A 22,497-nucleotide genomic window follows, 5' to 3' on the forward strand; every position below is an offset into this window, starting at 1 on the left:
CGGCACCGCTTCCGGTGCCCGTCAGCCCAGGAAGCCGCGGAGCAGGGCGGCCGTGGCGGCCAGGTGCTCCTCGGTCGCGCGGCGGGCGGTGTCGGCGTCGCCGGCGAGGATGGCGTCGACCATGTCGCGGTGCTGGTGGGCGGCGTGGTCGATGTTGCGGTCCAGGATCGGGATCGCGTTCAGCAGGTCGTTCAGGCGCATCCGGGCCTCGGCGATCGCGGTGGCGAGGGAGCGGGAGCCGGTGAGTTCCGCGATCGCCAGGTGGAAGCGGGAGTCGAGGCGCCGGTACTCCTCCGGCGGGGCCTGCTCCAGGTCGGCGAGCCGCCGCTGCAGGTAGGCGCGCTGGTCGGCGGTGAGGTCGCGGCGGGCCGCCGTCTCCGCCGCGCCGGCCTCCAGGACGAGCCGGTAGGTCAGCGCGTCCTCCAGCTCCCCGCCGAGGTCGCTGGCGGCCCTGCGCAGGTCGGCGACGTCCGGCGGCGGCATCCGGTAGGTGACGAAGGTGCCGCCGTAGCGCCCGCGGCGGGACTCGACCGCGCCGGCCTGCTGCAGCGAGCGGATCGCCTCCCGCAGGGTCTCCCGGCCGATGCCGAGCCGGGCGGCGAGCTCGCGTTCGGCGGGCAGCCGGTCGCCGTGGCCGAAGACGCCGAGCTTGATGGCCTGCAGCAGCCGCTCGACGGTCTCCTCGAAGGCGTTGCCCGTCCGGACGGGCCGGAAGATCGCCCCCGCCTGCCAGTCGATCCCTGCCTCGTCCACGCGGGCATCGTACCCAGCCCCGACGTCCGGCCCCGGTCGGCAGGGGGCCTTCGCCGGTCGGCCGGGTCCTTCGCCGCGCCCTCTTGACGTGCCCCGAACCCAGGGTGAACGATGCTGCCCATCCAATGGTCTGGTTCCGGGCCATTGAACGTTCGGAGGGCGCACCCACACCGCCGTGGCTGCGCGTGTCCAGGCCCGCCTCACTCCCCAGGGGTGCCCATGTCCGCCGACCCCACACCCGACCAGGCAGCGCACCACACTCCCGCATCCGTGTTTCCGGCGGCGACCCCGCCGGTTTCGGCCGACGAACAGCGGCTCCACGAGCTGGGCTACGCCCAGGAGCTCACCCGCTCGATGTCCGGCTTCTCCAACTTCGCCGTCTCCTTCTCGATCGTCTCGATCCTCTCCGGCTGCCTCACCCTCTACGGGATGGGCATGAACACCGGCGGCCCGGCGATGATCGTCTGGGGCTGGCCGCTGGTCGGCCTGCTCACCCTCTGCGTGGGCCTGGCGATGGCCGAGATCTGCTCCAGCTACCCGACCGCGGGCGGCCTCTACTACTGGTCGGCCAAGCTGGCCCGCAGCCGCGGCGCCGCCTGGTCCTGGTTCACCGGCTGGTTCAACTTCCTCGGCCAGGTCGCCGTCACCGCCGGCGTCGACTACGGCGCCGCGTTCTTCACCAACGCCTTCCTCGCCCTGCAGTTCGACTTCGAGGCCACCCCGGTGCACACCGTGGAGATCTTCGCGGTGATCCTGCTGCTGCACGGCCTGCTCAACACCCTCGGCGTGAAGCTGGTCGCCCGCCTCAACGACGTCTCCGTCTGGTGGCACCTGGTCGGCGTCACCGTGATCGTCGGCGCGCTCGCGATCCTGCCGTCCAAGCACGCCTCGGCGTCCTTCGTCTTCACCGAGTTCGTCAACAACACCGGCTTCCACAGCCAGTTCTACGTCGCCATGCTCGGCCTGCTGCTCGCCCAGTACACCCTCACCGGGTACGACGCCTCCGCGCACATGACCGAGGAGACCCACGACGCGGCCCGCTCCGGCCCGCGCGGCATCGTCAACGCGATCACCGTCTCGCTGGTCGCCGGCTGGGTGCTGCTGCTCGGCATCACCTTCGCCATCCAGGACTACCAGGGCGCCCTCGACGGCCCGACCGGCGTGCCGCCCGCACAGATCTTCATCGACGCGATCGGCACCACCGGCGCCAAGCTGCTGCTGCTCATCGTGATCGGCGCCCAGTTCTTCTGCGGCATGGCCTCCGTCACCGCCAACTCCCGGATGATCTACGCCTTCTCCCGGGACGGCGCGCTGCCCGGCTCCGCCCTCTGGCACCGGATCTCGCCGCGCACCCACACCCCCACCAACGCGGTCTGGCTCGCCACCGGCGGCGCCCTGCTGCTCGGCCTGCCCGCGCTGTGGAACTCCACCGCCTACACCGCGGTCACCTCCATCTCGGTGATCGGCCTGTACATCTCGTACGTCATCCCGACTTTCCTCAGACTGCGCCAGGGTGACGCCTTCCAGCGCGGCCCCTGGCATCTGGGCCGCTGGAGCAGGATCATCGGGACCGTCGCGGTCGGCTGGACGGCCGTGATCACCGTGCTGTTCATGCTGCCCACCGTCAGCCCCGTCACCGCCGTCAGCTTCAACTACACGCCCGTCGCGGTCGCCGTCGTCCTCGGCTTCGCCGGCCTGTGGTGGCTGGTCTCCGCCAGGCACTGGTTCACCGGCCCCAAGGTCCACGGCACGCCCGAGGAACTCGCCGCCCTCGAAGCCGAACTGGAGATCCGATGAGCAGCCCCAGGCTCACCCTCGACCGGCTGCGCGAGCTGGTCGCCGACGGCGCCGTGGACACGGTCGTCCTCGCCATGACCGACATGCAGGGCCGCCTGCAGGGCAAGCGCCTCTCTGCCGAGTACTTCCTCTCCGACGTCGTCCCCGGCGCCGCCGAGGGCTGCGGCTACCTGCTCGCCGTCGACACCGACATGAACACCGTGGACGGCTACGCCATCTCCTCCTGGGAGAGCGGCTACGGCGACCTCGTCCTCACCCCCGACCTCGACACCCTGCGGATGGTGCCCTGGCACCCGGCCACCGCGATGGTCCAGTGCGACGTGCACCACCACGACGGCCGCCCGGTCACCGTCTCGCCGCGGCAGGTGCTGCGCCGGCAGCTGGACCGCCTGGCCGGCTACGGCTGGCAGGCGTTCGCCGGCACCGAGCTGGAGTTCATCGTCTTCCGCGACACCTACGAGCAGGCCTGGGACCGCGCGTACCACGGCCTCACCCCGGCCAACCAGTACAACGTCGACTACTCCGTGCTCGGCACCTCCCGGGTCGAGCCGCTGCTGCGGCGGCTGCGCAACGGGATGGCCGGCGCCGGCCTCACCGTGGAGTCCGCCAAGGGCGAGTGCAACCTCGGCCAGCACGAGATCGCCTTCAAGTACGCCGAGGCCCTCACCACCTGCGACAACCACGCGGTCTACAAGACCGGCGCCAAGGAGATCGCCGCCCAGGAGGGCTGCAGCCTCACCTTCATGGCCAAGTACGACGAGCGCGAGGGCAACTCCTGCCACATCCACCTGAGCCTGCGCGATGCCGCCGGCGCCCCGGTGATGGCGGGCGACGGCCCGTACGGCTTCTCCCGCACCATGGAGCACTTCCTCGCCGGACAGCTCGCCTGCCTGCGTGAGTTCAGCCTGCTGCTCGCCCCGACGATCAACTCCTACAAGCGGTTCGTGCCCGGCAGCTTCGCGCCGACCGCGGTCGCCTGGGGCCGGGACAACCGGACCTGCGCGCTGCGGGTGGTCGGCCACGGCCCGTCGCTGCGCTTCGAGAACCGCGTCCCCGGCGGCGACGTCAACCCCTACCTCGCGGTCGCCGCGCTGATCGCCGCCGGACTGCACGGCATCGAGCAGCAGCTCGAACTCGAACCGGAGTTCACCGGCAACGCGTACGCCTCCGACGCGCCCCGGGTGCCCGCCACCCTGCGCGAGGCGGTGGACGCCTTCGAGGCGAGCGAGGCCGCCACCGAGGCCTTCGGCAAGGATGTCGTCCGGCACTACGCGCACGCCGGCCGGGTCGAACTCGCCGCCTACGACCGGGCGGTGACCGACTGGGAGCGGCGCCGCGGATTCGAGCGGCTGTGAGCCCCGTGCCCCACCGTCCGCTGATCGGCATCACCAGCTACCAGGACGAGGCCGCCTGGTCGGTCTGGCGGCAGACCGTCTCGCTCGTCCCGCAGACCTACGTCGACGCGGTCTCCCGGGCCGGCGGCACGCCCGTCCTGCTGCCCCCGCAGCCGGGCGGCGTCGGCCGGCTGATCGAGGCGCTCGACGGCGTCGTCCTCGCCGGCGGCTCGGACATCGACCCGGCCCGGTACGGCGCCGCCGCCGACCCGCGCACGGGGGAGCCCCACCGGGCCCGCGACGACTGGGAGTCCGAGGTGCTCGCCGCCGCCCTGGCGCACGACCTGCCGCTGCTGGGCGTCTGCCGCGGCCTGCAACTGCTCAACGTGGCGCTCGGCGGCAGCCTGCTGCAGCACCTGCCCGACGGCAGCCACCAGCAGGTCCCGGCGGTGTTCGTGCAGCAGCCGGTGCGGATCCGGCCGGGCAGCCGGCTGGCCGGCATCCTCGGCGAGCACACGAAGGTCAACTGCTACCACCACCAGGCCGTCGCCCGCCTCGGCACCGGCCTGCAGCCCACCGCCTGGAGCGCGGACGAGACCGTGGAGGCCGTCGAACTCCCCGGCCACCGCTTCGTCCTGGGCGTCCAGTGGCACCCCGAGACCGACCCCGACGACCTCCGCCTCTTCGAGGCCCTGACCCGGGCCGCCCGCGGATGAACCCCGGCCCGGCCACGGCCCGCGTCGCTTCTCCACCCGACAAGGAGCACCTGATGACCGACCCCGACCGCTACGAGGTGGTCAACCCGGCGACCGAGGAGGTGATTACCACCGTCGACCTGGCGGGCCTCGCGGAGACGGACGCCGCGATCGCCCGGGCCCGCGCCGCCTTCGAGTCGTGGCGCCGGGTCGCCCCGGCGGACCGCGCCCGGCTGCTGCGGGCGTTCGCCGCGGCCGTCGACGCCGACCGCGAACACCTGGCCGCCCTGGAGGTCGCCAACGCCGGCCACACCGTCGGCAACGCCCGCTGGGAGGCGGGCAACGCCCGCGACGTCATCGAGTACTACGCCGCAGCCCCGGAACGGCTGTTCGGCCGCCAGATCCCGGTGGCGGGCGGCATCGACGTGACCTTCCAGGAGCCGCTCGGCGTCGTCGGCATCATCGTGCCGTGGAACTTCCCGATGCCGATTGCCGCCTGGGGCTTCGCCCCGGCGCTCGCCGCGGGCAACACCGTCGTGCTGAAGCCGGCCGAACTCACCCCGCTGACCGCCCTGCGCCTGGCCGAACTCGCCCTGCAGGCCGGCCTGCCGGAGGGCGTGCTGCAGGTCCTGCCGGGCCGCGGCCCGGTGGTCGGGCAGCGCTTCGTGACCCACCCGGACGTCCGCAAGGTGGTCTTCACCGGCTCGACCCGGGTCGGCAAGGAGATCATGGCGGGCTGCGCCGCGCAGGTGAAGCCGGTGACCCTCGAACTCGGCGGCAAGAGCGCCAACATCGTCTTCGCCGACGCCGATCTGGCGAAGGCCGCCGCCACCGCGCCCTACGCGGTCTTCGACAACGCCGGCCAGGACTGCTGCGCCCGCTCCCGGATCCTGGTCGAGGAGTCGGTCTTCGAGGACTTCATGGCGCTGCTGGAGCCGGCCGTCCGCGGGGTGCGGGTCGGCGACCCGGCGGACGAGAAGACCGAGATGGGCCCGCTGATCTCGGCCGCGCACCGCGAGCGGGTGGCCTCCTACGTGACGGAGGCGGCGTTCCGCGGCAGCGCGCCGGAGGGCCCCGGCTTCTGGTACCCGCCGACGGTGCTGGCACCGGTGCGGCACGACGACCGGGCGTTCACCGAGGAGATCTTCGGCCCGGTGGTGGCGGTGGTGCCGTTCCGCGGCGAGGAGGACGCCCTGCGGATCGCCAACGCCACCGACTACGGCCTGTCCGGCTCCATCTGGACGCGCGACGTGGGCCGCGCGCTGCGGGTCGCCCGCGGCGTGGAGGCGGGCAACCTGTCCGTCAACTCGCACTCCTCGGTGCGGTACTCGACGCCGTTCGGCGGATTCAAGCAGTCCGGGCTGGGCCGCGAGCTCGGCCCGGACGCCCTCAGCGCCTTCACCGAAACCAAGAACGTCTTCATCTCCACGGAGGAGTGACCAGTATGACCAAGCGACTGGACGGCCGGGTGGCGGTCATCACCGGAGCGGGCAGCGGCATCGGCCTGGCCACCGCGCGGCGGTTCGCCGCCGAGGGTGCCAAGGTCGTCTGCGTGGACCTCGACGAGGAGACCGGCGCCAAGGCCGCGAACGAGGTCGGCGGTCTGTTCGTGCAGGCCGACGTCACCGACGAGGCGGCGGTGCGCGCCATGTACGAGCGGGCGGTCGAGGAGTACGGCAGCCTGGACATCGCGTTCAACAACGCGGGCATCTCCCCGCCGGACGACGACTCCATCCTGACCACCGGCCTGGAGGCCTGGAAGCGCGTCCAGGACGTCAACCTGACCAGCGTCTACCTGTGCTGCAAGTACGCGATCCCGCACATGCAGCGGCAGGGCAGGGGCTCGATCATCAACACCGCCTCGTTCGTCGCGGTGATGGGCGCGGCGACCTCGCAGATCTCCTACTCCGCCTCCAAGGGCGGCGTGCTGGCGATGTCGCGGGAGCTGGGCGTGCAGTTCGCCAGGGAGGGCATCCGGATCAACGCGCTCTGCCCGGGGCCGGTGAACACCCCGCTGCTGCAGGAGCTGTTCGCCAAGGACCCGGAGCGGGCCGCCCGCCGCCTGGTGCACATCCCGCTCGGCCGGTTCGCCGAGCCGGAGGAGATCGCCGCCGCGGTGGCCTTCCTGGCCAGTGACGACTCCTCGTTCATGACCGCCAACACCTTCCTGGTGGACGGCGGCATCTCCGGCGCCTACGTCACCCCGCAGTAGCGGGTACGGGACCGGCGACGGCCGGGCGTCCCCGGGAGGGGCCGCCCGGCCGTCGCCGGTCCCGCGGGTCGGGTCGTACGGGTCAGGAGGACGAGTCCCCGCCGACCGCGATGCCGATGCCGTAGCCGGCGGCGTCGCCGCCCACGGCGAGGGCCGCGGCCTCCCCGGAGGAGGCGTCGCCGCCCACCGCGAGCGCGTGCTCGATCAGCGCGTCGGCGTCGCCCCCGACGGCGAGGGCACCCTCGTCGGTGGAGCTGGCGTCGCCGCCGACGGCGATCGAGCCGTGGGCGGCGGCCGCACCCGCGGTGCCGAAGACGGCGAGGCCGGAGATGAGGGCGGCGGTGGTGATCCTGGCAAGGCTGGAGCGCATGAGTCCTCCTGGTCGGGAAGCCGGACGGCACCGATCCTGCGGCCCGCACCGCCCGCGTACGAACCGACACGGCCCGATCACCCGCCCGCCTCACCTCGACGGAGCAGCCCGTGCGCCGTCCGGGTGAGATCAGGCGGCGCCCCGGGCGGCGCCGGGCGGCAGCTCCAGCTCGTACCAGACGACCTTGCCGTCCTTGGTGGCGCGCACGCCCCAGCGGTGCGCCAGCTCGTTGACCAGGTGCATGCCGCGGCCGCCCTCGTCCTCGGCCCGGGCGCGGCGCAGCCGGGGCTCGTGCCGGTCCCGGTCGGCGACCTCCACGGTGAGCACCTGGTTGCGGAACATCCGCAGCTGCACCGGGGCGCCGGCGTGCACCAGGGCGTTGGTGATCAGCTCGCTGGTCAGCAGCTCGACCATGTCGGTGAGCCCGTTCAGTCCCCATTCGGTGAGCGTCTCGCGGGCGAACCGCCGGGCGTGCCGGACCATGGCGCGGTCCCCGGCCAGGGTGAGCGTGGCGAGCCGGTCGCTGCCGATCGGCCGCGAGTGCGCCATGATCACCGCGATGTCGTCCTGCCCGGCGGCGGCGCCGAGCGCGGCCAGCACCGCGTCGCAGGTCTGCTCCAGCGAGTTGCGGCGCTCGGCGACGGTGCGGCGCAGCAGGTCGATGCCCTCGTCGAGGTCGCGGCCGCGGCGTTCGACCAGGCCGTCGGTGTAGAGGACGAGGATGGCGTCCTCGTCGAGGGTGGTGTGCACCGACTCGAAGGGCACGCCGCCGACGCCGAGCGGCGCGCCGGGCGGCAGTTCGAGCAGTTCGGTGGAGCCGTCGGCGCGGGCGATGACCGGTGGCAGGTGGCCGGCGGTCGCGGCGGTGCAGATCCGGTCGACCGGGTCGAAGAGCACGCAGACGCAGGTCGCGAACTGGCTCTCGCCGATCGCGGCGGCCGCGTCGTCGAGCCGGCGCAGCACCCGGGCCGGGTCCATCTCCAGGGTGATCAGCGTCCGGGCGACGGTGCGCAGCTGGCCCATGGTGGCGGCGGCCCGGATGCCGTGGCCCATCACGTCGCCGACGATCAGCGCGACCCGGCCGCCGCTGAGCGGCACCACGTCGAACCAGTCGCCGCCGACCTCGCTGATCACGCTGCTGGGCAGGTAGCGGTGGGCGATCTCCAGACCGGGGGTGCGGTGCACGTCCTGCGGCAGCAGGCTGCGCTGCAGGGTGAGCGCGGTGTCCCGCTCGCGGCGGTAGATCCGGGCGTTGTCGATGCAGACGGCGGCGCGGGCGGCGAGCTCCTCGGCGAGCGCAACGTCGGCGTGGGTGAAGGACTCCGGGTTGTGGGTGCGGACGAACTCGACGCCGCCGAGGACCGTGCCGCGGGCGAGCAGCGGCACCATCAGGTACGAGTGGACGCCCGCCTCCAGGCTGGGGGCGATCCGGTTCGGGTGGGCGACGATCCGGCGCAGCGCCGCCTCGTCGACGTGCGGCACCAGGATCGACCGGCCGGTGCGCAGGCTCTGCGCGTACAGCTGCGCCGAGCGCGAGCCACCGCCGACCGGGTCGGCCGCGCCGATCATGGTGCCGTGCGCGCCGACCTCGCCGACCGCGACGGCCCGCAGCATCACCGAGCCGTCCCGGGGGACGGGTTCGGGCTCGTCGCCCTCCAGCACCGACTCCAGCAGGTCGACGGTGACGAAGTCGGCGAACCGCGGGATCACCACGTCGATCAGCTCCTGCGCGGTGCGCTGCAGGTCGAGCGTGGTGCCGATCCGGGTGGAGGCCTCGTTCAGCAGGGCGAGCCTGGCCTGCGCGGCGCCGGCCGCCTCCAGGGCGCGCTGGCGCTGCTCGGCGGCGTCCCGCTCCCGGGTGTAGAGCAGCGCGTTGTCGATGGAGACGGCGGCGCGGGCGGCGAGCTCGCCGGCGAGGCGCAGGTCCTCCTGGTCGTACGGGCGCTCGGTGACGCTGCGGTAGAAGGTGGCGACGCCGACGGCGGAGCCGCGGGCGATCAGCGGCACCACCATGACCGAGCGGACCCGCTGCTCGCGGACGGCCGCGGCCCGCTCCGGGTCGTCGTTGAACCAGTTCAGCGTCGGCTCGTCCAGTTCCGGCAGCAGCACCGGACGGCGGTGGGCGAGCACCCAGGCGTACGGCGTCGACGGGTGGAAGCGGTGCACGCTGCCGACCGGCGAGACCGGGCTCATGCCGCTGCCCGGCACGGTGTGGAAGGCCATCCGGCGCAGCACGGCGGAGCGGTCGGCGCGGCCCGGCGCCGCGGTCTCGGCGCCGCGCACCAGGGCGTCCAGCACTTCGACGACGACCGTGTCCGCGAGCCGCGGGCTGGCCGTCTCGGCGAGCTCCCGGGCGGTCTGCACGAGGTCGAGGGTGGTGCCGATCCGGGCCGAGGCGGCGTTCACCAGGGCGAGCCGCTCCTGCGCGGCGCGGGCCTCGGTGAGGGCCTGCTCGCGGGCCTGCGCGGTCTGCTGCTGGTGCAGGTAGAGACGGGCGTTGTCGATGGCGACGGCGGCCCGGGAGGCGAGTTCGTCACCGAGGGTGCTGTCCTCCGGGCCGAAGCCCTCCCGGTCGGGGCTGCGCGAGTACACCACCATGCCGAGCACGGTGCCGCGGGCGACCAGCGGGGCGACCCGGACCGGCCGCGGCCGGTCGTCGAGGTAGTCGCGGACGCGCTCGGTGAGGGCCTCGTCGGCGAGCAGCGGCAGGTCCCAGTTGGGTGCGACGATCGTCCGGCCCGAGGTGAGCGCCTGCTCGTACACCGACCCGGGCGGGATCCGGTACACCGCCTCGGTCGGCAGTTCGCCGATCGGGTGCTCCGGGTCGGCGGTGGCCACCGCGAGCCGGCGCACCCGCAGCCCTTCCTCCGCGGCGGTCGCCTCCGCGCCCGAGACGAGGTGTTCCAGGGCGAACACGCCGACCGCGTCGGCCAGCCGCGGCACGATCACCTCGGCGAGCTCCCGCGCGGTCTGCCGCAGGTCCAGCGTGGTGCCGATGGAGACGGTGGCCTCCGCCAGCACGGTGAGCCGCTCGCGGGCCATCGCCGCGGCGTGCTCGGCCCGGTACCGCTCGGTGACGTCGACGATGGTCGAGCTGACCCCCAGCACCTGGCCGCCGGGCTCGTCCAGCCGGAAGTACGACGCCGACCAGGCGTGGTCGTGCGTCGGGTCGCTCGGGGTGCGGCCGTGCGAACGGGAGTCGACCACCGGCGGCCCGCCGTCCAGGACCTTGCGCATCACCGCCTCGACCTCGCGGCCGTTGATCCCGGGCAGCACCTCGGTGACCCGCCGGCCGAGGTGCTCGGCGACCGGCAGGCCGTTGATCTTCGCCAGCGCGCTGTTCAGCCGGACGAACCGCAGCTCCGAGTCGTACACCGCCATGCCGACCGGCGACTGGGTGAAGAAGCCGTCCAGCACGGCCAGGTCCGCCTGCAGGCGGCGCAGCGCGGTGACGTCCGAGGCCACCGCGAGGACGAGCGGCCGCCCGTCCGGCCCGGCGATGGGGTGGGTGCGGAACTCCAGGTTCACGTGGTGGCCCTCGCGGTGCTTCACCGGGAACACCCCGGACCAGGCCCGACCGCTGACGATGTGGTCGAAGAGGGTCAGCACGTCGCCCCGCTGGTCCTCGGTGATCAGCAGGTTCGCGGCGAACTCGCCGATCGCCTCCTCGGTGGTGTAGCCGAGCAGGGTCTCGGCGTCGCGGCTCCAGTGCAGGATGCGCCCGTCCTCGGCGATCAGCGCCGTCGCGATCGGCACCATGAGCAGCCCGTCGCGGGCGTGCCCGTCGGGCCCCTCGGCAGCCGGATCCCGGCGATTCGGGGAGCTCGTGCCCTGCTCGGGATTGTCCATGCCAGGCACCGTCCAGAGATCGGCCTTCCGCCCTGCCATCCTCCCATGGCATCCGGAGCCCGCCCAGAGGAGCGCACGGCCGTACGGCGGCCCGGTACGGCCGATAGGGTTCGCACGGTGAGACGCAGGTCAGGCATTCCGGCGAGCCCGCTGCCGCAGCGGGACGGCATCGACGCGGTCCGGCTCCGGCTGCCGCCGGACGGGCGGTGGCCCACCGCCGGCGCGTACCTGCTGGAGCGCTACGGCCCGGCGGTCGGCCCCGGGCGGGTGGCGGCGATGCTGCGGTCGGGCGTCTTCGTCACCGCCGACGGGCCGCTCGCCGCCGACGACCCCTACCGGCCCGGCACCCACGTCTGGTTCCACCGGGAGCTGGAGCCGGAGACCCCGGTGCCCTTCGCCGTCGACGTGCTGCACCGGGACGAGCGGATCGTCGTGGCCGACAAGCCGCACTTCCTCGCCACCACCCCGCGCGGCCGGCACGTCACCGAGACGGCCCTCGCCCGGCTGCGCCGCGACCTCGGCCTGCCCGGCCTCAGCCCCGCCCACCGGCTCGACCGGCTCACCGCCGGGCTGGTGCTGTTCGTCGTCCGCCCCGACCTGCGAGGCGCCTACCAGGGCCTGTTCGAACACCGCACGGTCCGCAAGGAGTACGAGGCGATCGCCCGGCACGACGCGCAGCGGCCGATGCCGGTCACCGTGCGCAGCCGGATCGTCAAGGAGCGCGGCAAGCTCGCGGCCTTCGAGGTCCCGGGGGAGCCCAACAGCGAGAGCCGGATCGAGCTCGCCGAGCACCGCGAGGGCCTCGGCCGCTACCGGCTGCACCCGCACACCGGCCGCACCCACCAGCTGCGGCTGCACATGGCCTCGCTCGGCCTGCCGATCCTCGGCGACCCGCTCTACCCGCGGGTGCTCGCCGAGCCGGCCCCGGACGACTTCCGCCGTCCGCTCCAACTGCTCGCCGCGGTCCTGGAGTTCACCGACCCGGTCAGCAAGGAGCCACTGCACTTCGAGAGCCGCCGCACCCTGGCCGCCTGGACCTCCCCCGCAACCTGGGACAACGGCTAGCGGCGCTGCTCACGTCACGTCGGCAGCCAGCGCCCGTACGGCGGCGACGGTGTCGGCCTCGGCAGCGGTCTTGTCGGGGCGGTAGCGGACCACGCGGGCGAACCGCAGGGCGAGTCCGGCCGGGTAGCGGGGGCTGCGCTGCAGGCCGTCGAAGGCGACCTCCACCACGAGTTCCGGCCGCACCTGCACGTCGTAGTCGCCGCGCCCGGTCTCCCGGGCGAGCAGTTCCCGGGTCTGCCAGGCCAGCAGTTCGTCGGTCAGCCCCTTGAAGGTCTTGCCGAGCATCACCCACTCCGGCAGGCCGGCCGCGCCGCCGGAGCGCGCCCCCAGGTGCAGGTTGCTCAGCCACCCGCGGCGCCGCCCGGTGCCCCATTCGGCGGCGAGCACCACCAGGTCCAGGGTGTGGTGCGGCTTCACCTTGATCCACCCCGCGCCGCGGCGGCCCGCCTCGTACCGCGCCGCGGGGTCCTTGACGACCACCCCCTCGTGGCCGTGGCCGAGCGCGTCGGCCAGGAAGCCGGCGGCCTCCCCGGGGTCGGCGGTGACCAGCCGTGGCACCCGCCGCGGTGCGTCGACCAGACCGGTGAGGGCGGCCCAGCGGCGCTCGCCCGGCTCGTCCGCGAGGTCGGCGCCGTCGAGGTGCAGCAGGTCGAAGAAGTAGGGGTGCAGCGGCACCTCGGCGCGCAGCCGTTCCGGGTCCTGCCGGGAGGCGGTGCGGGCGGCCGTCACCTGGAAGGGCCTCGGTCTGCCGTCCGGGCCCAGGGCGATCGCCTCACCGTCCAGGACGGCGGTGCGGACGGGCAGGGCCAGCGCGGCCTCGACGAGTTCGGGCACCCGGGCGGTGATGTCGTCCAGGCTGCGGGTGAACACCCCCACCTCGTCGCCGGACCGGTGCACCTGCACCCGGATGCCGTCGAGCTTCCACTCCAGGGCGGCGGGGGAGACCTTCGCCAGCGCCTCGGCGACGCCCGGCGCGGAGGAGGCCAGCATCGGCCGGACCGGCCGGCCGACCTCCAGCCCGAAGGCGGTCAGCGCCGCCGCCCCGCCGGTGAGCGCCGCCTCGGCGACCGCCCGGGCCGAGCCGCGGAACATCAGCGCCCGTCGCACCGCCGGGGCCGGTACCCCGGCGGCCCTGGCTACGGCCTCCGCCATGACGCCGTCCAGCGCGCCCTGCCGCAGTTCGCCGACCAGCACGCCGCGCAGCAGCCGCTGCTCGGGTGCGGTGGCCCGTCCGAACAGCGTGTCGAGCAGCGCCCGCCGGGCGCCCTGCGCGCCGCGGCCGTGCACCGCCGCGAGGTCGCCGAGCAGCGCCTCGGTCTCGGCCGTCCCGAGGGTGGCCGCCGCGGCCGGCGGCGGCAGTTCGCGCAGCGCCGCGTAGCCGACGCCGATCCGCATCCGGCGGGACTCGCCGGAGAGCAGCGCGGCCGCCGCCGGGGCCTCCTGCGGGCCGAGGTCCCGCAGGCAGTCCGCGAGCAGGACGATCTTCGCCGTCCGGCCGGGTTCGGCGGCGACGGCCTCCGAGGCCCGGGCTACGCGTTCCAGCACGGCCGACTCCTCCCGCGGCGGGTCACTGCCTGCCATCCTGCCCCGGCTGCGGGGCCGCCGCCGGGTCCCGGTCCCGGGCGGTCGGGCCCGGCCGCGGACCGGTCAGAGCGGGCCGAGGGGCACGGCGGCGCCGGTCAGGGTGTCGTAGCTGCGGCCCGCGTCGAAGGCGCCGGTCAGGTCCGGGTGGCGGCCGACCACCGTGTGGGCGAGGGCCAGCTCCTCGGGCTCCAGCCGGCGGGTCAGGCCGATGTGCGGGGCCCAGCGGCCGGGCAGGTAGTGCGGGTTGGGGTCCGCGGCGCCGTCCAGCAGGAGCCAGACGCGGCGGTGCAGGTCGACCAGTTCGAAGGTCGGGACCACCGCCCAGCTCAGCACCCGTCGGCGGCTGCGCGCCGAGAACGACAGCAGGCCGGTCAGCCGGACGGGCAGCGGCAGCGCCTCGGCCAGCAGTTCGCCCACCGCGTCGAGTGCCCCCTCGGGCGCCGCCCCGCAGGAGGCCAGGGTGAGGTGCGGCCGGTGCCCGGGGTGGGTGTTGTGGGCGAGGCTCGGGAGGCCGGCCCCGGAGAGCTGCTGCCAGACCCCGCGCACCGCCGCGTCGAGGGCGGGCGCGCAGGTCAGCTCGACGGTCTGCATGCGCCCACGCTACGGCCAGGCCGCGGCGCCCCCGCCGACGGGGGTTCACCGCCGCGGCGGCCCTACGCGGGCGCCCGGCCGTCCGCCGGGCGACCATGCGAGAGTGACCACCACCGAGAGCAGCCCGCCGGCCCCGGCCGCCGCGCCGCCCGTCCTGGACCGGCGGCAGCGCAACGTCGTCTTCGTCACGATCATGCTCGGGATGCTGCTGGCCGCCCTCGACCAGACGATCGTCGGCACCGCGCTGCCGACGATCGTCTCCGACCTCGGCGGCGCCCAGCACATGTCCTGGGTGGTCACCTCGTACCTGCTCGCCGAGACGGTGACCACGGCCCTGGTCGGCAAGTTCGGCGACCTGTTCGGCCGCAAGCTGGTCTTCCAGGTGTCGGCGGTCGTCTTCATCACCGGCTCGTTCCTGTGCGGCCTGTCCACCAACATGCTGATGCTGATCGCCTGGCGGGCCATGCAGGGCGTCGGCGCGGGCGGCCTGATGGTCACCTCGATGGCGCTGATCGCCGACGTGATCCCGCTCCGCGAACGCGGCAAGTACCAGGGCGCGATCGGTGCGGTGTTCGGTGTGGCCACCGTCATCGGCCCGCTGCTCGGCGGCCTGTTCACCGACCACCTGACCTGGCGCTGGGCGTTCTACGTCAACGTGCCGATCGCGATCGTGGTGGTGCTCGCCGCGGCCCGGACGATCCCCTCGGTGCGGGCCCCCGGCCGCCCGGTGATCGACTACCTGGGCATCGCCCTGGTCGCGGTCGGCGCGAGCGCGGTGATCCTGGCGACCAGCTGGGGCGGCAACGAGTACGCCTGGAGCTCGCCGGTCATCCTCGGCCTGTTCGTCGGCGGGGCCGCCGCCCTCGGCCTGTTCTGCTGGGTCGAGACCCGGGCCGCCGAGCCGATGCTGCCGATGCGGCTGTTCCGCAACCCGGTCTTCACCGTCTGCGCGGTGCTGAGCTTCATCGTCGGCTTCGCGATGCTCGGCGCGATGACCTTCCTGCCGACCTTCCTGCAGTACGTCGACGGGGACTCGGCCACGATCTCCGGGGTGCGGACCCTGCCGATGGTCTTCGGCCTGCTGATCGCCTCGGTGTTCAGCGGAACGATGGTCAGCCGCACCGGCCGCTACCGGATCTTCCCGATCGTCGGCTCGGCCGTCATGGGCGTCGGCCTGTACCTGCTGTCGCTGATGGACGCGGACACCCCGAGCTGGCAGCAGTCGCTCTCCATGCTGGTGCTCGGCGCGGGCATCGGCCTGTGCATGCAGGTGCTCACCATCGCCGTGCAGAACACCGTCGACTACGCCGACCTGGGCACCTCCACCTCGGGCGTCACGTTCTTCCGCACCCTCGGCAGCTCCTTCGGCACGGCCGTCTTCGGCACCATCTACACCAACACCCTCGGTGACCGGCTCGCCGACGGCATCGCCACCTCCGTCCGGCTCACCGGCGCCGACCCGGCCGTCCTGGCGCAGGCCGCGCAGAACCCGAAGGACCTGCACGCGCTGCCCGCCGACCAGGCCGCGCCGATCGTCGACGCCTACGCGGACGCCCTGCACACCGTCTTCCTGTGGACGGTGCCGGTGGCCGCGGTCGGCTTCGTCGTCGCGCTCTTCCTCAAGCAGGTGAAGCTCCGCGACTCCACCCGGGCCTCCTCCACCGACATGGGCGAGGGCTTCGCCTCCCCGGTCTCCGGGGACTCGGCGCGGGTGCTCGAACTCTCCGTCGCCAAGATCATCCGCGGCACCGACCAGGACACCGCCCGGGACGTCGTCGCCCGCTCCGGCACCCGGCTGGACATCGCCGTGGCCTGGGCCGTCATGCAGGTCGAGCTCTTCACCCGGACGGTCGGCCACGCCTCGCTCACCCTGATCGCGGCCCGTCGGCGACTGCCCGGCGAGGTGCTCGAACCGGTCTTCGACCGGGCCGTCGGCGAGGGCTGGCTGACCCGGGTGAACGGCTACTTCATGCACACCGAGGCGGGGCAGCGGGAGGCCGAGCTGATCGGCGGCGCCTGGGCCCAGTGGCTCAACGACCAGCTCGAACAGGAGGCCGGCCGCCCCCGCAGCGCCGAACTCCGCGCCGCCGTCCACACCATCGCCAAACGCCTCATCGCGGAGGACCTCACCGAGGGCCTCCCGTCCCGTGAACCGGGCGACACGGTGGGGGCCGGCAAGCGCTAGGAACCGTCCTCATGGTGCGGGGCCGCCTGCCCGAGTGCCGGGCCGCTCAGTCCCGCAGGGTGGCCGCCAGCAGGGCGACGTCGTCGTCGGCGGTGGGGGAGAGACCGGTGAGGACGGCGTCGAGGAGCTGTTCGCCGCCGGCGTGCGGCGGGAGGCGCAGGTGGGTGAGGCGGGCGAGCGAGTCGTCGATGGCCTCGTCGCGGCGCTCGACCAGGCCGTCGGTGTAGAGCAGCAGGTGGTGGCCGGGCGGGCACTGCGCCGTCGCCTCGGGGTACCCGCCGAACCCGGCGGCCAGCGGCGGCCCCGGCTCGACCTGCAGCAGCCGGACCGATCCGTCGGGCGCGACCAGGGCGGGCGGCAGGTGCCCGGCGCTGGCGAAGGTGCAGGTGCCGGTCCGCGGGGACATCACCACCGCGAGGCAGGTCGCCGGGCGGCCGGTGGCGAGCGGCGCGGTCAGCCGGTCCATCCGGTCCAGGACGCGGCCCGGCGGCAGGTTCCCGGCGGCGACCATCCGCAGCATCGCCTGGTAGTGGCTCATCTCGACGGCGGCCTCCAGGCTGTGCCCCATCACGTCGCCGATCGCCAGCAGGGTGCTGCCGTCCGGGCGGGCCACCGTCTCGTAGAAGTCGCCGCCGACCAGGGCGCTCGCCCCGGCGGGCCGGTAGCGGAAGGCCACTTCGAGGCCCGGGTGGGGGGCGCCGGGCTCGGCGAGGAGGGCGCGCTGCAGGTCGAGGGCGATGCCGTGCTCGCGGGTGAAGCGCCGGGCGTTGTCGATGCTGACGGCGGCCCGCAGCGCCAGGTCCGACACCACCACGGTGTCCTCCGGGGTGAACAGCGGCGACTCGCCGGCCCGGATCAGCGTGACCGTGCCGAGGGCGCGGCCGCGTGCCACCAGCGGCACCACCAGGCCGGAGTGCACCCCGCCGCGGCGCAGCGCAGCCAGCCGGTCCGGGTGCGCCGCGGCCCGGCCGAGCCGGTCGTCGGTCGGCATGTTCTCGATCACCGGCCGCCCGGTCTCCAACGCGCGACGGGCGGCCGAGCCGGGCTGGTGGTCGATGTGCTCGCCGGCCTTGCCGAGGGCCGCCGCCGTCTCCTCCAGGTCGGGCACGGCGACCAGGGAGGCACGGCGCAGCCGCAGGACGCCCGGCACGGTTTGCCCGGAGGGGGCCTCCTCGGGCGGCAGCACGTCCACCGAGGCGGCGTCGCCGAGCTCGGGGACGAGGAAGCGGGCGAGCTCGACGCAGGTGGTGTCCATGTCGAGGGTGGTGCCGATCCGGGTGGAGGCGCTGTCGAGCATGGACAGCCGTTCCCGGGCCCGCTCCAGTTCGTTCTGCTGCTGCCGGGAGGCGGTCACCTCCAGCACGATGCCGGCGATGCCGATGACCGTGCCGTCCACCTCCAGGCGGTGGTAGGCGCCGTGGAAGTAGCGCCGGGCGAGCGGCGAGGGCACCCGGGTCTGACCGCTGGAGGTGGTCTCGCGGGGGACGCCGTCGGCGAGCACCGCCCGCAGGACGTCGAGCCGGGCGTCGATGCCGGGCACGACCTCGGCGATGGTGCGGCCGATGTGGTCGGCGGCCGGGGCGCCGTTCATCCGGGCCAGGGCGGAGTTGACGTACACGTACCGCAGCTGGGTGTCGAGGACGCCGACCGCGCCGGGGGTGCCCTCCAGCAGCTCGCGGACGGGGGACGGCAGGGCGCGCCACACACGGTCGTCGGCCACGGGCGTCACCGCCTTCCGGCAGCAGGTCTGCCCTCCATCGTCGCGGGCGGGCCGGGCTGCTGCATCCGCACCCGGCCCGGTGCCGACTTGCCGCGCGGCCGCGCGCTGACAAGGTGGAGAGCGAGCCCTAGGCCCGGAGAGGGGTGCACCTGTGCAGCCGAACGACCGCGACCGCACCGACGCCGCTCTGCTGGAGGCACTCTTCACCCGTGCCCCGGCCGGCCTGTTCGTGCTCGACCCGAATCTGCGGGTGGTGCGCTTCAACAGCGCCGCGCGCGGTATGCGCGGCATGCCGCCGGACGCGGTGGTCGGCCGGACGGTGGAGGAGTTCGCCCCGGGATTCCCGCACGAGAAGCTGACCGAGGTCGCCCGGTCCGTCCTGGCGACCGGCAACTCGGTCCGGGGCTTCCGGGTCTCCGGCACGCTCCCGCACGCCTCGGGCCGACGGATGGTCGTCTCGCTGTCGGTCTTCCGGCTCAGCGCCCCCGGCGGCCGGGTCCTCGGACTCGCCGTGATGGTCGAGGACGTCACCGAGCAGCAGGCCACCGCCGACCGGCTGTCGATCCTGCACGACGCGCAGCGGCTGATCGGCTCCACCCTGGACGCCTCCGCGACCGTCGGCGAGCTCGCCGAGGTGGTGATCGGGCGCTTCGCCGACATCGTGATCGTCGACCTGCTGGACGACGTGCTGCGCGGCCAGCGGCTGCAGCCCGGCCCGGTCGCCGCCGACGCGCCGCTGCGCCGGGTGGTGCTGCGCTCCGTCGAGGACTTCCGGAGCGCGACGCCGAAGGGCGAGCTGACCTCGCTGCAGTTCCCGACCGTGCTCACCCAGAGCCTGCACGACCACCACCCCCGGCTGATCGCCCGGCTCACCCCGGACGAGCCGCTGCTCGCGGCCGACCCGCTGCGCGCCCAGCGGCTCGCCGAGGCCGGCGCCCGCTCGCTGATCGTCGCGCCGCTCACCGTGCACGGCACCGCCCTGGGTCTCGCCGCCTTCATCCGGACGACCACCGAGACGCCGTTCGACGAGGACGACCTCGAACTGGCGGGGGAGCTGGCCGACCGGACGACGCTCAGCGTCCACCGGGCCTGGCAGTACCTGCACGAGCGGACCATCGCGACCGCGCTGCAGCGCAGGCTGCTGCCCGTCCGCCCGCCCGACCTGCCCGCCGTCGACACTGCCTACCTGCACCTGTCCGGCGACGCCGGGGCCGACTGGTTCGACGTCGTCCCGCTCTCCGGCGGCCGGGTCGCCCTGGTCTGCGGCACCGTCGTGGGACGCGGCGTCGAGGCGGCCGCCACCATGGGCCAGCTGCGCACCGTCGTGCAGACCCTGGCCCGGCAGGACCTCCCGGCCGACGAACTGCTCGGCGTCCTCGACGAGACCGTGCGGCGGCTGGCCGAGGAGACCGTCCCGGAGCCGGGCGAGCCGCCCGTCGCCGCCAGCTGCCTCTACCTGGTCTACGACCCGGTGACCGGCCGGTGCAGCGCGGCCGCCGCCGGGCACCCGCCGCTGGTGCCGATCGCCCGCGACGGCGGCCTGCTCGACTTCGAGGTGCCCGTCGGCCCGGCGCTCGGCCGCGGCGGCGGCGAGGGCTACGAGGCGGTCTCCGTCGAACTGCCCGAGGGCAGCCTGCTCGCCCTGCACACCCGCGGCCTCACCGCCGGCCCCGACGCCGCGGACCGGTCCGCCCGGGACCGGCTGCGCCGGCTGCTGGCCCACCCCGACCGCAGCCTGCGCGAGCTGTGCGACGACGTCGCGTACGCCGCCGTCCCGCACCGGCTCGACGAGGACGCGCTGCTGCTGCTCGCCCGGACGAAGCTGTTCGGCAGCGACCGGGTCGCCCTGTGGACGCTGCCCGCCGACCCGGCCGTGGTCTCCACCGCGCGCACCCTCGTCGCCCAGCAGCTCGCCGCATGGGGGCTGGAGTCGATCGCCGCCGACACCGAACTGATCGTCAGCGAGCTGGTCACCAATGCGATCCGCTACGGCCGCGGGCCGGTGCGGCTGCGGCTGATCCGCGACCGCGGCCTGCTCTGCGAGGTCTCCGACAGCAACTCCGCCGCCCCGCACATGCGGCTCGCCCGCAGCGGGGACGAGGGCGGCCGCGGCCTGTTCCTGGTGATGCACCTGAGCCGCCGCTGGGGCACCCGGTACGGCGGACGCGGCAAGACCGTCTGGTCCGAGCAGCCCGTCCCCGACCCGGTGCGGGCCGCAACCATCGCATGATCGACTCGTTGGATGATCTGCAGTCCACCCCGGCTGCCGCCCGGACCGCGGGGCCCGTCCGACCACTCCGCCGCGCGCGCGACGGGACCGTCAGACAAGCCCTAGCCACCGGAGCCCGCTCCCATGGACCGCCCCACCCTGCGCCGCCCCGCGCCGCGGCCCGTCGCCGCGCCCCGCCCGCCCGAGCCGGACGCGACCGAGCCGGCCGCCGCAGAGCCTCCGGGGCCGCTCCCCGGCGGCCCGCCGCGCGGGGCCGCGGTGCTCAGCGACGCCGAGGAGGTCCTGGTCGTCAACTACCGCCGCCTCGCCCGGATCGCCTACCTGGTGCTGCCCGCCGGGGCCGACCGCCGCCGGCGCCTGCTGCGCGCCCACGCCGTCACCCAGCGCGCCCTCGCCGGACCGCCCTGGCACCCCGCCGCCCGCCGCGGCCCGGCCGAGGAGCTCTACGAGGAGCTGCGCGACCGCGTGGTGCGGCGCGCCCTCGCCGCCGCCCACCGGCCCGGCGACCGGGCCGTCCGGCTGCTGCCGCAGGTCTGGGGCCTGCGGCTGACCACGGTGGACGGCGGCCCCGAGGCCGTCGCACTGGACCGCGCCCTCGCCGCGCTGAGCCCCGCCGGACGCGCCGCCTACGCGCTGCGCGCCGTGGACGGCCTGCCGCCCGCCGAAGTCCGCGCCCTCCTCCTCCGGGCCGGCGAGACCCGCCCCGACCGGGCCCGCCGCGAGGCCGTCGCCGTCCCCGCCGAACTCGCCGGGCACGGGGACGGCGAGCGCTTCGACCCGTGCACCGTCCGCGTCCAGCCCGGCGACCTGATCCGCCGCCGGCGGGCCGCCCGGGTCGCCGCCGCCGCGCTGCTGCTCCTGCCCCTCGCCGCGGGCGTCCAGCTCGTCCGGCACGAGTCCCGCGCACCCGCGCTCCGGCTGCCGGGCAGCCCCGACCGGGTCGCCGCCGCGCCCCGCCCCGACGCGCTCGTACGGGCCGACCCCGGGCTGTGGCGCCGCACCGCCCGGCTCGACCACTCCGCCTGGCCCGCCCGCGGCGACCGCACCGGCGACCGGGCCCTGCTCGGCCGCGCCCTCGCCGCCTGGGACGGCGCCGCCCCCGCCGGCCTCGAACCCGGCACCGCCGGCGGACCGCCCGCCGCACCGCCGCACCTGCTCTACGCCGGCACCGTCGACGGCGACGAGGTCGTCCTGCTCTCCGACGGCGGCCGGATCGCCCGCTGGACGGACGGCCGCGGCCTGCAGCTCGCCCGGGCCGACGACTCCGACGTCACCACCGCCGCCGCCCTGGTGCTGCACCGCACCGGCGACGCCGTCCGCTACCTGCTCGCCCCCTGGGTCGCCGAGGCCTCGCTCCGCAGCCTCCGCGCCCCGGACACGCCCGCCCGCCCGCTCGGCCGCCGCGACGGCGTCACCGACCCGGTGCCCGCACCCCCGGCCGGCAGCTGCCCCGACCTCACCGCCCTGCAACTGCGCTCCTCCCGGGACGTCGCCGAGGACCACGCCTTCCTGCTCGCCGACCTCGGCGGCCTCGCCCCCGCCCACCTCACCTACACCCCGCCGCCCGCCACCGGCGCCGCCCGCGCACCCCGCGCACCCCGCGAGGCCACCGGGACGGAGGCACTGACCACCTGGGCGCGCACCGTCTGCGCCCTCCCCGAGCGTGCCGCCGGCGTCAAGGCGCTGAACGCCTGGGCCTTCGCCGTCCAGCCGCTGCCCCAGCTGGCCGGCACCGCCACCTGGGTCTGCCTGCGCACCGACCGCTGGAACGGCACCGGCTCCGCCGCCACCGAACTGCTGCTGCCCGGCACCGACGCCGCCAGGACGGGCTACGCCGAGGGCCGCGGCTGCAGCCGCTTCGACCAGGACGCCGTGGCCTGGAGCAGGTGGCACGCCCCCGACGGGCAGGACCTGCTGCTCGTCGCCGCCAGCCGCCGCGTCGTCAGCCTCACCGTGCACGAGCCGGGCGCCGCCGACCGCTCCGTCCGCGACCGCACCCTGGTGGTCGACCGGCCCGGCCCGGACCGGCCCACCGTGGAGGGCGCCCGCGCCGACGGCACACCCGTCCGCCCGCTGCCCTGACGGCCCGCGGGCTCCGCCGCCGCTCACCCG

The 22,497-nt window shown here is 75.0% G+C and carries 15 protein-coding genes; 9 read left to right on the forward strand and 6 right to left on the reverse strand.

The window, feature by feature from the left end:
- Nucleotides 1-21: 21 nt before the first annotated feature.
- A complete protein-coding gene (locus tag IE98_RS0124375; RefSeq protein ID WP_030272329.1) occupies nucleotides 22-753 on the reverse strand; it encodes a FadR/GntR family transcriptional regulator in 732 nt (243 codons plus the stop codon).
- Nucleotides 754-972: 219 nt separating this feature from the next.
- On the opposite strand from IE98_RS0124375, the gene IE98_RS0124380 reads away from it, so the two are divergent.
- From IE98_RS0124380 to IE98_RS0124400, 5 genes are read left to right on the forward strand one after another with little or no spacing between them, the layout of a single operon-like run.
- Complete coding sequence (locus tag IE98_RS0124380; RefSeq protein WP_078661251.1) at nucleotides 973-2,550, forward strand: amino acid permease; 1,578 nt, start codon at nucleotides 973-975, stop codon at nucleotides 2,548-2,550.
- Entirely contained in the window at nucleotides 2,547-3,905 is a 1,359-nt protein-coding gene (locus IE98_RS0124385) for a glutamine synthetase family protein (protein WP_030272333.1), read from the forward strand. The genes IE98_RS0124380 and IE98_RS0124385 overlap by 4 nt, the downstream gene beginning before the upstream one ends.
- A complete protein-coding gene (locus IE98_RS0124390; protein WP_030272335.1) occupies nucleotides 3,902-4,600 on the forward strand; it encodes a gamma-glutamyl-gamma-aminobutyrate hydrolase family protein in 699 nt (232 codons plus the stop codon). Before IE98_RS0124385 ends, IE98_RS0124390 begins: the two co-directional genes overlap by 4 nt.
- Before the next feature lie 53 nt (nucleotides 4,601-4,653).
- Nucleotides 4,654-6,018, forward strand: coding sequence for an aldehyde dehydrogenase family protein (locus IE98_RS0124395; RefSeq protein ID WP_030272337.1), 1,365 nt, complete (start codon nucleotides 4,654-4,656; stop codon nucleotides 6,016-6,018).
- 5 nt (nucleotides 6,019-6,023) lie between these two features.
- The gene (locus IE98_RS0124400) at nucleotides 6,024-6,791 is read left to right on the forward strand and encodes a 3-oxoacyl-ACP reductase (RefSeq protein WP_030272339.1); all 768 of its coding nucleotides are present in this window, start codon (nucleotides 6,024-6,026) and stop codon (nucleotides 6,789-6,791) included.
- An 82-nt stretch (nucleotides 6,792-6,873) separates the two neighbouring features.
- Here IE98_RS0124400 and IE98_RS0124405 read toward each other — a convergent pair whose 3' ends face one another.
- Both IE98_RS0124405 and IE98_RS46695 read right to left on the reverse strand, forming a co-directional pair.
- Nucleotides 6,874-7,161 (reverse strand): hypothetical protein, encoded by a 288-nt coding sequence (locus IE98_RS0124405; RefSeq protein WP_030272341.1) that lies wholly within the window; start codon nucleotides 7,159-7,161, stop codon nucleotides 6,874-6,876.
- A 129-nt stretch (nucleotides 7,162-7,290) separates the two neighbouring features.
- On the reverse strand, nucleotides 7,291-11,010 hold the full coding sequence (locus tag IE98_RS46695; protein ID WP_159401040.1) for a SpoIIE family protein phosphatase: 3,720 nt from the start codon (nucleotides 11,008-11,010) through the stop codon (nucleotides 7,291-7,293).
- 117 nt (nucleotides 11,011-11,127) lie between these two features.
- Here IE98_RS46695 and IE98_RS0124420 point away from each other — a divergent pair, with 117 nt between their 5' ends.
- Nucleotides 11,128-12,075 (forward strand): pseudouridine synthase, encoded by a 948-nt coding sequence (locus IE98_RS0124420; protein WP_030272343.1) that lies wholly within the window; start codon nucleotides 11,128-11,130, stop codon nucleotides 12,073-12,075.
- 9 nt (nucleotides 12,076-12,084) lie between these two features.
- On the opposite strand, the gene IE98_RS0124425 is transcribed toward IE98_RS0124420, so the two are convergent.
- Together IE98_RS0124425 and IE98_RS0124430 are read right to left on the reverse strand one after the other, a co-directional pair.
- Nucleotides 12,085-13,656 carry an ATP-dependent DNA ligase gene (locus IE98_RS0124425; RefSeq protein WP_052390908.1) on the reverse strand — a complete coding sequence of 524 codons (1,572 nt, stop codon included), beginning with the start codon at nucleotides 13,654-13,656 and terminating at the stop codon, nucleotides 12,085-12,087.
- 66 nt (nucleotides 13,657-13,722) lie between these two features.
- Nucleotides 13,723-14,250: a 2'-5' RNA ligase family protein gene (locus IE98_RS0124430; protein WP_030272349.1), complete on the reverse strand. Its 528-nt coding sequence runs from the start codon at nucleotides 14,248-14,250 to the stop codon at nucleotides 13,723-13,725.
- Between the two features lie 103 nt (nucleotides 14,251-14,353).
- Here IE98_RS0124430 and IE98_RS0124435 point away from each other — a divergent pair, with 103 nt between their 5' ends.
- A complete protein-coding gene (locus IE98_RS0124435; protein ID WP_043174995.1) occupies nucleotides 14,354-16,435 on the forward strand; it encodes an MDR family MFS transporter in 2,082 nt (693 codons plus the stop codon).
- 46 nt (nucleotides 16,436-16,481) lie between these two features.
- Here the strand turns inward: IE98_RS0124435 and IE98_RS0124440 are convergent, their stop codons facing one another.
- A complete protein-coding gene (locus IE98_RS0124440) occupies nucleotides 16,482-18,155 on the reverse strand; it encodes a SpoIIE family protein phosphatase (RefSeq protein ID WP_052390909.1) in 1,674 nt (557 codons plus the stop codon).
- A 151-nt stretch (nucleotides 18,156-18,306) separates the two neighbouring features.
- Between IE98_RS0124440 and IE98_RS0124445 the strand changes: the two genes are divergently transcribed.
- Both IE98_RS0124445 and IE98_RS0124450 read left to right on the forward strand, forming a co-directional pair.
- Nucleotides 18,307-20,385 carry a SpoIIE family protein phosphatase gene (locus IE98_RS0124445; RefSeq protein WP_030272357.1) on the forward strand — a complete coding sequence of 693 codons (2,079 nt, stop codon included), beginning with the start codon at nucleotides 18,307-18,309 and terminating at the stop codon, nucleotides 20,383-20,385.
- A gap of 123 nt (nucleotides 20,386-20,508) precedes the next feature.
- Nucleotides 20,509-22,467 carry a hypothetical protein gene (locus tag IE98_RS0124450; protein WP_052390910.1) on the forward strand — a complete coding sequence of 653 codons (1,959 nt, stop codon included), beginning with the start codon at nucleotides 20,509-20,511 and terminating at the stop codon, nucleotides 22,465-22,467.
- Nucleotides 22,468-22,497: the final 30 nt, after the last annotated feature.

Origin of the sequence: Streptomyces sp. NRRL B-24484 (assembly GCF_000717715.1) — a bacterium.
GTDB lineage: Bacteria > Actinomycetota > Actinomycetes > Streptomycetales > Streptomycetaceae > Kitasatospora.